The sequence below is a fragment of the Actinomadura sp. 6K520 genome, from assembly GCF_004349245.1.
In the GTDB taxonomy this organism is placed as follows: Bacteria; Actinomycetota; Actinomycetes; order Streptosporangiales; family Streptosporangiaceae; genus Spirillospora.
The window spans coordinates 1-3767 of the sequence record NZ_SMLC01000327.1 but is presented as its reverse complement, the minus strand read 5'-3'; the positions used below and the strand labels follow the sequence as shown (position 1 = coordinate 3767).

Genomic DNA, 3767 nt, shown 5'->3' with positions numbered 1-3767 from the left:
AGCTGTGTATAAGAGACAGGGTCGAGGACGTCCAGGCGGGCGTGCAGCGCGGCCCGCAGCCAGGGCGCGCCGGCGGCGCAGTGCCCGAACATCCACGGCAGCAGTTCGGCGAAGTCGTCCTGGTGCCAGAACCCGCGGTGCGGCAGGGACGGGGCGGGGCGCCGCAGCGTCAGGTCGTCGCTGCCGGTGAACAGGGCGTGGCAGAACACCACCGGGGTGGTGACGCCGGCGCGGGGCAGGGTCGCCGCGACGCGGGCCAGGTCGCCGGGGAACTGGTTCTCGTACCCGTCGGACACGACCGCGACCAGGTCGGGGGCGGTGCCGAGGGCGTCCAGGACGCCGGTGGCCAGGTCGGTCGCGCCGCGGGGGGCGCGTTCGTCGCCGCCGGCCTCGATGACCTCCAGCCGCGCGCACAGCTGCGTCAGGACCATCCGCAGCGCGGCGGCCTGCGACAGCACGGCCCATTCGCGGTCGCCGTAGCCGCGCATGGACGCCGAGGCGTCCAGCACGAGCGCGACGGTCCCCTCGAAGCGGGGGAACGCGGCCGCGGCGGCGCCGACGTAGCGGCCGAGCGCGGCGTACAGGTCCTCGGAGGGGCCGCCCCGGTACAGGTGGACCAGGGTCGCGGCGATGTCGCCGCGGTTGGTGGCGGTGATGGTCTGCGGCCGCTCGCGCGGGGGGTCGACCGGCAGCGGCGCCTCGTGCGGCGCGGCCGGCGGCGGGCCGTCCCGCCCGCCGGGCCGGCCCGCCCGGGGCGCGGCGTAGAGGGCGCGGACGCGGGCGGGCGCGGACGCGGGCGCGGTGAGGAACCGCAGCAGCCGCCGCCGCAGGTACTCCGAGGCGGTGTCGCCGGCGTCGATGCGGCGGGCGCAGCCGCGGGCGGCGGCCTTGCCGAGGGCGTGCTCGAAGCAGTCGAGCAGGGCGGGGCGGCGCGCGGCGATGAGCGCGTCGGCGTCGGGGTGCTCCAGGACGAACCGCAGCGTGGTGCGGGTGGTGTGCTTGTGGTTGGCGCGCAGCCGCCGCAGCGCGAGCAGGACGGTGATGACGTGCGCGGGCGGCAGGCCGAGGGTCAGCACGCGGGCGACGCGGGCCGGCATGGCGCGGGCCTGCTCGTCCAGCCCGGCCTGGGAGGCGGCGAGGATCTGCAGCAGCACGCGGGCGCGCTGCCAGGGCCGCACGCCCGGCGCGAGGCCGGCCAGGGCGTAGCCCTCGGGGTCCAGGGTGTGCGCGGCGCGGTGCAGGTCCGCGTCGTCCCAGCGCAGGGTCCCTCCCCGGGGCAGGGTGAGGGGGGTGTCGTGGTTCTGCAGGTGGGCAAGGAGCGTGGGGGTGTCCATGATTGTTCGCCTCCGCAATCATGGAGTGTAGGAATGATCGTGAGCGCCCCGACACTGATTTTCCGCGGGGCGGCCCGCCGCCGGTGCTTTCCGCCGGGGCCTTTCCGCGGGGGCCGCGGCGGGTTCAGTGTCCCAGGGCGGGCGCGGCCGGGCCCGCCCCGGGGCCGGTCCCCGCGGCGGCGGCCGGGACGGTGAGCGCCGCGGCGGCGACGGCGGTGCCGGACGCGGTGATGACCAGCGGGTCGACCTGCCCGGCGAGGCGGTCGACGATGAGGAAGTAGGCGGCCTGGCAGGCGGCGGCGCCGAGCCCGGCGCACCAGCCGCAGCCACGCCAGCACGATCACCGGGCCGCTGAACTCCAGCAGGATCGCCACGCCGACCGGCAGCCGGGACGCGGCGACGAAGTAGCACGCCTGGCAGCCTGCCACGCCCGTCAGCCCGTAGACGGCCAGGAGCCGCGTGTGGGGGCGCAGGGCGCGGGCCGCGGCCCGTCCCCGCAGGAGCACCGCGACCGGGACCAGGACCAGCGCCGCCGTCGCGAGCCGCAGCCACACCGCCTGCAGCGGGCCGAGCCCGGCCTCGATGAGGGCCTTGCCGAACGGGCCGAACGCGCCGAAGCACACCGAGGCCGCCAGGACCAGGCCCACGCCCCAGGCGCGTGTGCGCGCCGCACCGCCCGCCGGCCCCACGCCCGCCGCGCCGCCCGTTCCCGACTAAGGAGCATCCTGCCATAACACTCCTTACACGTCGATCTTCGGCCGGGACCCGCTCCGGTGCCCGCTCCGGTGCCCGGTCCGGCGCGCGGGCGGCGATACAGGGACGTGACTGCGGCGATGCCGGACCGGCCATCCGGTGGGACTACTATTCGCCGGATGAGCTGGCAGGCGGCCGGGGCGGGGCCCGGCGGAACCGGAGGCGGGCCGAGCGGGGACCTGTTCGCATCGGTCGAGGGCAACGTGCGCGAGCTGGTGGCCTCTCCCTGGTGGCAGACCGCGCGGCCGGCCGACCGCGCCGGCCAGATCGCCGCGCGGATGCTGTGGGGCGCGGGCGAGTGGTGGCTGTTCGGGGCGTGGGGCCGCTGGTACCGGTGCGGCCTGGACGGCACCTGGCACCCCTGCCCCCCGCCCGCCGAGTTCGAGGACCGCCGCGTCGCGGTGCCCGCACCGTCCGGCGCGGGGACGCCGCCCGTCCCGCCGCAGCTGTTCCCCACCGGCCCGGACCTGGCCGCCGGGCGGGTCGCGCCGCTGGGGTTCCTCGGCCCGGTGCCCGACACCGCGGTGGTGGCGCGCATCTCCCAGGCCCTGACCACCGCGCTCGCGGTCGACCCGAACCAGTTCACCCAGCGCGACCCCATGTTCCAGCCCGGGACGCCCAGCACCGTCGCCGCCGCGTGGGGTGCGCTGCTGTGGTGCGCCGGGTCCCCGGTGGTGCTGACCGAGAACCCGCTGATCGAGTCGTTCATCCCGTTCCTGACGACCTCGGCCGAGCAGCTGCACTGGATGATGCCGCCCGACTTCGCCACCCTGGCCGGCTACTACATCCACCGCCTGGGCGCCGGTGACGGCGGCGGCGCCGCGCACGTCGCCCGCGTCATGTACGAGGTCGCCGCGGGCCTGCAGGCCGACGCCCGGTTCCGTCCCGGCGCCGACGCGCTGGCCGCGGTGACGGCGGCGTCGCTGCGGATGGTCAACCAGGACATGGCCACCGTCCGGTACGGGCCGCAGGCGATCGTGCAGGAGTGGCGCCGGCGGTGCCCCGCCGAGTACGCCACGCCGATGCTCCGGGACACCGCGCCCGGCGAGTTCCTGCGCCTGGCCCTGTACGACCTGCAGCAGATCGTCGCCGGGCTGACCGGCCCGCGGCCCGCCCCGCCGGGCCGCAGCCACGACGAGGTCCGCCGCGCCGGCATCGCGGTGCTGGCCGCCGACCTGCAGGCGGCGCCGGCCGCGCTGCCGGCGCTGCAGCGGTGGCTGGACCCCGACAGCGCCCGCACCCTGCAGGCGGTGCTGAACGACCCGGCCGGCCCGCTGCGGTCGCTGTGGCCGCGCGACGGGCGGCTGCCGGACGAGCTGCGCACCGGCGACGCCGACGCGCTGGCCGCGCTGCTGGCCACCACTTACACGCTGGGGCTGACGTGGTGCCGGCTGGCGCAGGTGGCGCCGCCGGCGGCGGGGTTCGCGGTGCCGCAGGCGGTCGCGGCGGAGCTGACGTCCCCGGCGATGCACACCCCGCCGTCGACCGACGAGCTGTCGGCGTGGGACATCATCAAGGCCGCCCGCGCCCACATGGCCGCCGAGCGCGCCGCGGGCGGCGGCGACCGGCCGGTGGCGCCGGTGCCCGAGCCGACGCAGGACGCGCCGGGCCCGCCGCCCGCGGTCGCGCCCGCCCCGCCGCCGGCGCCGCCCGAGCCGCCCGTCCCGGCGGCGTCCCCAC

General features: G+C 78.0%; 2 protein-coding genes. One reads left to right on the top strand and one right to left on the bottom strand.

What is annotated here, in order from left to right:
* On the bottom strand, positions 1 to 1334 hold a 1334-nt coding region (locus E1289_RS39985), incomplete at its 3' end, for a hypothetical protein (RefSeq protein ID WP_243713451.1).
* An 872-nt stretch (positions 1335 to 2206) separates the two neighbouring features.
* On the opposite strand from E1289_RS39985, the gene E1289_RS36750 reads away from it, so the two are divergent.
* On the top strand, positions 2207 to 3767 hold a 1561-nt coding region (locus E1289_RS36750), incomplete at its 3' end, for a hypothetical protein (protein ID WP_131988667.1).